The 6000-nt window shown below is 66.3% G+C and carries 6 protein-coding genes and 1 pseudogene; 5 read left to right on the top strand and 2 right to left on the bottom strand.

Features of this window, described 5'->3' with window-relative positions; translation table 11 throughout:
* The first annotated feature begins 108 nt into the window (after nucleotides 1–108).
* The gene (locus tag ACWEF2_RS26215; RefSeq protein ID WP_453818994.1) at nucleotides 109–321 is read left to right on the top strand and encodes a BldC family transcriptional regulator; all 213 of its coding nucleotides are present in this window, start codon (nucleotides 109–111) and stop codon (nucleotides 319–321) included.
* A 188-nt stretch (nucleotides 322–509) separates the two neighbouring features.
* A pseudogene (locus ACWEF2_RS26210) lies at nucleotides 510–824 on the top strand (transposase family protein); the annotation flags it as partial.
* A gap of 282 nt (nucleotides 825–1106) precedes the next feature.
* On the opposite strand, the gene ACWEF2_RS26205 reads toward ACWEF2_RS26210, so the two are convergent.
* Nucleotides 1107–2450, bottom strand: a complete 1344-nt coding sequence (locus tag ACWEF2_RS26205) for a hypothetical protein (protein ID WP_453818990.1) — start codon at nucleotides 2448–2450, stop codon at nucleotides 1107–1109.
* A 307-nt stretch (nucleotides 2451–2757) separates the two neighbouring features.
* Here ACWEF2_RS26205 and ACWEF2_RS26200 point away from each other — a divergent pair, with 307 nt between their 5' ends.
* From ACWEF2_RS26200 to ACWEF2_RS26190, 3 genes are read left to right on the top strand one after another with little or no spacing between them, the layout of a single operon-like run.
* Nucleotides 2758–2931 (top strand): hypothetical protein, encoded by a 174-nt coding sequence (locus ACWEF2_RS26200; protein ID WP_453818989.1) that lies wholly within the window; start codon nucleotides 2758–2760, stop codon nucleotides 2929–2931.
* Nucleotides 2932–2940: 9 nt separating this feature from the next.
* Nucleotides 2941–4152 carry a JmjC domain-containing protein gene (locus ACWEF2_RS26195; RefSeq protein WP_453818988.1) on the top strand — a complete coding sequence of 404 codons (1212 nt, stop codon included), beginning with the start codon at nucleotides 2941–2943 and terminating at the stop codon, nucleotides 4150–4152.
* On the top strand, nucleotides 4062–4940 hold the full coding sequence (locus tag ACWEF2_RS26190; RefSeq protein WP_453818987.1) for an aldo/keto reductase: 879 nt from the start codon (nucleotides 4062–4064) through the stop codon (nucleotides 4938–4940). The genes ACWEF2_RS26195 and ACWEF2_RS26190 overlap by 91 nt, the downstream gene beginning before the upstream one ends.
* Here ACWEF2_RS26190 and ACWEF2_RS26185 read toward each other — a convergent pair.
* A complete protein-coding gene (locus tag ACWEF2_RS26185) occupies nucleotides 4859–5707 on the bottom strand; it encodes a hypothetical protein (protein WP_453818986.1) in 849 nt (282 codons plus the stop codon). The two genes, ACWEF2_RS26190 and ACWEF2_RS26185, sit on opposite strands and share 82 nt — an antisense overlap.
* Nucleotides 5708–6000: the final 293 nt, after the last annotated feature.

The following is a 6000-nucleotide window of genomic DNA, read 5'->3' as shown; positions in this document are numbered from 1 at the left end:
CTCCTTGACGGTCTTGCCGTCGAGCTCGGACTCCAGCAGGGAGGGCACGTCGGCCGGCTTGGCGGCCAGGATGTGCGCGACGACCTGGGCCGTGACGGCTCCGCCCTCATCACCCCCCTCCCCGTTCTCCCGCCCCGCTTCGAGGCGCTGCTCACCCCCACCGAGGTCGCGATCATGTTCCGCGTCGACCCCAAAACCGTCACCCGCTGGGCCCAAGCCGGCCGGCTCACCAGCATCCGCACCCTCGGCGGACACCGCCGCTACCGCAAAGCCGAAGTCCTCGCACTCCTGGCAGACAGCACACAAAAACGCGACGAGTAACGAACCGCCGCCTCGGGGCGGCCCCTCCACCCCCGGACGGCTCGTGATGATCCGCTCCGCGAGCCGTCCGGCCACCACCCGCCGTCTGGCTCACCCCCCAGGCGTGGGGAGGACGTGCTCGCCGAGTTCATACGCTTCAGCGTCCTCGGTTCACCCCCACGGGCGTGGGGAGGACGCCCGCGCCGAAAGGGACAGCGCATGACCTGGCGGCCGCCCGGATCTGGGGCACCCCGCGTCGCTTGAAGACCGCTGGCCTGATCACACTCGCCGACAAGGGCTACATCGGCGCCGGTGAGCACGTTCGCGTGCCGTACAAGGGCAGGAACAAGCCCGCCTCGCAGAAGGGCGCCAACTCCGCCCACGCCAGGCTTCGCGGCCCCGGTGAGCGAGCGAATCCGCAGTTGAAGGCCTGGCGCATCCTGCGCAGGCTACGCTGCTGCCCTCTTCGCGCAGGTCAACTCGTCAAAGCGATCCTCACGCCTCAACTCCGTGAAGCGAGATGAAAAAGGCTCACGGTGCGGGGAACTACTCAACCTGCGTTGGTCCGACATCGAGCTCGACGGCGAGCGCATCGAGGGGACGGCCAAGAGTGTTCGGCGACCGCTACGCCGCAACCCCGGAAGGCTGCGTCGCCCTGCTAGAGGCAGCGGTGAAGGTCATGCAGGAACGAAATGATCACCGCCCATCTCAACCGGCTTGAGTACACCGACGGTTACGAGGAACTGAACAGCGCAACGTGAGCGCAGGCGCCCAGCATGCATGCCCCTGGGCACCCTCGTTCGAGGCTATGCCGCTGCGGTAAGCTCCCTGACTCGCTCGCTGAAGTCGGCGACCAGCCGATGTCCGCCGAAGAGCCGCATGCGCCGCTGTAGGTCGTGCACGGCTTCCATAGCACGCGAGGACTTCACTTGCCTGGTCAGACTGAGGGCACGAACACCAGCCGCGTGAGCCGCCTCCAAGTCGTTCCGCTGCAAATGAGATACCGCGAGGGCCGCCTGAGACATGGCCCCGCGCCGAGCGCGCTTCTGGCTCGCGGCGTGGTCTATCGACTTCCGGGCATGCTCATCTACGGCGTTCGCATCCCCGAGGTCGCGGAACGTGTTGGCGTGCTCCCCGTGTAGATAGGCAGGGTCGATGAAGGCCGCCCACTCCGGCTCCTCATCTGAACGTACCTTCGTGTACGCCTTCTCGGACTCGATTACCGCGCGGGCCGCCGCAAACTTGTCGTTGAGCAGAGCGAGCGCTCGTGCTTCGAGACACCAGAGGTCCGCCAGGCAGGCCGGCGAATCGACATGTGACAAGCCGAGACGCCCCGCCTGAGCCAAGCGGCGCCCTTCGACCGGGTCTCCAAGCAGCGTGGCTTGGTCTGCCATGCCAGCCAGAACATGAGACCCCAAGGCCGTGTTGCCGGACTCCTCCGCGAGGCGAAGGGACTGGATCAAGTAGCGCTGGGCGAGACCATGTTCCCCATTGTCGTAGGCCATCCATCCGAGAAGGTAGGTCTGTTCGGCGGCGGCCTCGCAGAGGACTCGTCGCACGTCGTCGCTGTACGTGCGACGAAGGAGGGGATAGACATGCTGGTTCATGTACTCGGCGAGGATCAAGCGGCCGGAGCCGCCTCCCTGTAGTACGTCCATCTTTTGAAACTCACCGAACATGTTCTTCACTGCCGTCACGTCTTCCAGGCGGACGCGGGGGCCGGGCTCCGGTGCCTGGTCCAGGACGTTCAGCAACCAGTCGCGCGACGGCCCAACGCCAGCGAGTGCGGCGAATGGTGCACCTGTAAGGAAGTTTCGTCGATCCACATCAGCTCTCCCGAGGTCTGCGACAATCTCCACAGTAGCCGCGTAGGAAGAGTTGTACACGAGTGCGCTCCCGGCACCTGCGCCATCACCGAGCCCGAGATCGTACGTTGTGACTCGGTATCCGACGCAGTCTGAGAAGACCTCCGCGAGGATGTCGGGTAACGGCTGGCGCGGTATCTGGCCTTCGAGCCAGAACCGAACTCGCGTCGTGCTGGTGGCGACATGGGGCTCACTCCACCGAACTGCCTTGGCCTTCACCCTTCTCGCCAACTCGCCACGGCTCATGCCCGATCGGTCCAGCCACCTTGCGAGCTTGTCGTTCATCGTGCCCAGCCTCTCTGTAACGGGAGGTAGCGGAAGCGACACTTTTCGACACTCCTGTTGACGGTACCGCGACACGCGCTAGTGAGGTTGCCTTGTATCAGGCTGATCCGGGCCTGCCCAGACCGGTGTCCCCGCCCCCTGACAGGTCGAGCGGCACGGGATCCGGTGCCCTCTTCCCCTGAGGAGGACACCGGGGCGCACAGCGCCAATGTTCAAAACCCGCCTTTCTGCCGCGCGCTGAGGACGGGTTGACTTATACCTTCCGCCCGGCCCCGGGGGGATGAAGCCGAAGGGAAAAGGACACGAGATGGCAGCGAACGCATCCACGCGGGCGGGGACCAGCCCCGCGCTCCTGATCGCCGTGGAGGAACTGGCAACCGCGCACGACCGCAGCGAGTCCGAACGGTCCGACATCACCAGCTCGCAGAACAGTGCGGGCGACGACGGCGACAACCGCGACCTGAACCTCCCGAAGGAGTAAAGGGAACCCATGGAACACCGGCTCGTCATCCACATCGAGAAGGCTCTCGGCTGGGACGGGCCGGGTTCCGTGGGGACCGCGTTCGCACGCGGCCATCTCACGGACCCGGACCTGCCCGCCCGCCTGCTGACACCACACAAGCTGCTTGGCCTGATCAAACACCGCCACCTGGCCAATCCGCAGCTCCGCTGCTACGCCGAGGGTGACGAAATACACCCGTCCATGTTCCTGTCCACCAACGTCAACCGGCGCAGGCAGGCCGTGAGCCAGGCCGACATGGCGGCCCTCGGACGGATCCTCAACAACGGTGGCACCGTGGTCCTGGACCACGTGGACTTCTTCGAACCGACCCTGGAAGTCGCCTGCCGTGCCCTAGGCTGGTGGTCTGGCGAACTGACCTCCGCGAACGCATACCTCGCGGTCGGTGACACCGATGGGTTCCATCTGCACTGGGACGATCACGAGGTCATCGCTGTGCAGCTTTCCGGCGAGAAATCGTGGGAGGTGCGCGGCCCATCCCGGCCGGTGCCGATGTACCGCGACGCGGAACGCAATCGCACCCCTTCCGAGGAAGTGCTGTGGAAGGGCACAATGCGGGCCGGTGACGTCATGCACATCCCGCGTGGTTTCTGGCACACCGCCACTCGCCTCGGCTCCGGCAGCGGGGGCCACTCGCTGCATGTGACGTTCGGATTCACCAAACGGACCGGCGTCACGTGGGCCAATTTCCTCTCCGACGCCGCCCGCGCCGATGAGGCGTTCCGCCGCGACCTGGAAGGCACCGAGGGAACCGCGCACAAGGTGCTGACGGACAAGCTCAGCGCTCTGGCCGCCACCTACAGCCCCGAGGGGTACCTGGACGAACTGCGGTCCAACACCCCGCCCGCACGCCACATACCCGATGTGGCCGCCTTCGGCCGACCAAAGGGGGTCGCGGCCGTCACCGAGTTCGCCCCCTCCATCGTCCGCTTTGGCGACACAGTCCAAGTCTGCGGCGGGGGCAAGCGGCTGACCCTCCACGAGCGCGCGGAACCGGGCCTCCATGCGCTCCTGTCGGGTCACCCGGTCTACCTGGACGGCGCAGACGAGGACACCACCACTCTGGCCGATCTGCTCATCACGGAGGGGTTGTGCGAACCACTGACGGAAATGTCATCCTCGGGCTATACCGGTCTGGTCACGCCCGTGACGTACTCGAAGCAGCCGCCGACCTCGGCGTAGCGCGCCTCGACACTGCCTCGAACTACCTCGGCCATCGCTCACACGAAGTGCTGAAGACGGTGGCCGACGATCTCCTACCGAAATTCTCGGTCTCCACCAAAGTCGGGTATTTCCCAGAGGGACATTCCCTCGCCCCCACCCGGCTGCGCGCCGGAGTCGAGCAGGCCGCGAAGGATCTGGGACGGGAGCCGGACACGGTGCTCCTCCACAACCCCGAGCGCTCCCACCCCGACACCGAAATGCTGGCGCAGGCGTGCGCGGTCTTGGCCGACGCCGCGCAGACGGGGCTGTGCGGGGGGTGGGGTGTATCGAGCTGGGACCCGCGCCCGCTTGTGGGCCTCGACGTACCCTGCCCTGATGTCCTCATGGTCCGGTCAGGACTGCTGGTGTGTGTCGACGTCCTCGAAGCGGCCGAGGCCCTGGTGACGCGGTGGCTGCCGTCGCAGGTGTGGGGCATGAGCCCCTTCAGCGGCAGTACGACCGAGGCGGTGTGGGGGAAATTCGACCCGCGGATTTTCCTGCGGCATTCCCCGCCAGCCACAACGGTCCAGGCGGCGTTCCGCTCCGCCTACGGCCTGCCCCGGGTCGACGCGGTCGCGGTCGGTACGGACAACGTGGACCACCTGTGGGAGCTGATCGGCGCCCTGGCGTACGAAGTCGACAACCAAGTGGTCCGGGAGTACCGGCAGCTTCTCCAGGCCCGCCGTCAGCCCGTCCGAAGTCCCTTCACCACTCGCTCCGCCGTTTCCCAGGCGGCCCCCAGCCGGGGGTCGTCCGGGTCGGCGTAAAGGCCGAGGATCTTCGCGGCGACGAACAGCGTCATCAGCTTGCCGTCCCGGCTTTCCAGATCGCCACGCCGCTCGCTGCGCACACGATCGGCCAGAGCCGGGACGGCGAGGGAGGCACCCCACAAATTCGCCGCGTCCAGGCCGCGCGGGGCCATGCCCCAGTCCTCCCAGTCGAACACGCAGAACACCGGCGCCGTGATATTCGCCCAGTTGAAGTCCGCGTGGGCCGGACGCCATTCGACCACGACCGTATCGACGCCGGGGAAGACGCTGTTGATCGTTCCTGTGACCAGTTCCTGTGTAAGGGTCTCGGTATCCGGTGTCGCGATCCGGTTGGTGTGCTGCGCGGTGAGGGCATCCAGGGAAGCGTTCAGCGCGGCCCACCACTCCTCGGACAGCTGCGGATCCTCCGCCACCACGGCGCTGCCCACCGGCGCACCCAGCAGCAACTCCGTCTCGTCCGCCCGCCACATCACCGACTCCTCCCGCCAGGCAACGCCGACGAACCAGGCCGGTTTTGCGATCCCGCGCAGGGCCTCGGCGGACGCGGTGCCGTCCCCGCCCTGGACCCCGATCCGGTCGAGCCCTCGTCTCTCGATACGTACCCACGTATCGCGGTCCGTCCGCACGCCAATCGAGCGGCGCTTGCGTACTACAGTGTCCCGATTCAGGCGTGTCTGAAGCGACCGTTCTACACGATCGAGAACCTCATCAACCGGTTCAACCCGCAAATCGACAGCACGAGTCGTATGAGCTGAGAGCGTCATAGGCGTGACCGTAACAGCATGCCGGCCTGCAGAGGCTCACCTTGGTCACAGTGGCGAGACTTCCCGCGGGGTTCCAGCCCGGTAGCTGATGCTGACGTACTGTCAACGGCCAAGTGCGTGTGAGTCTGGCCCACCTTCCGTGATCAGTAGCGGCGGAGACGACGAAGAACCAGGGAGGACCATCCCCGCGTGTGCGGGGCCGATACTTGTTCACCTGGGCCTTAGACGGTGGGGGCCTCGATTTCCTTTGGTTGCTCAGCCACGAGCACCGCACGCCACCTTCCGGTCCCCCG

Source organism: Streptosporangium sp. NPDC004631 (assembly GCF_053601935.1).
Note: the sequence above shows the minus strand (reverse complement) of the source record. Positions and strands in the feature narration are given on the sequence as shown.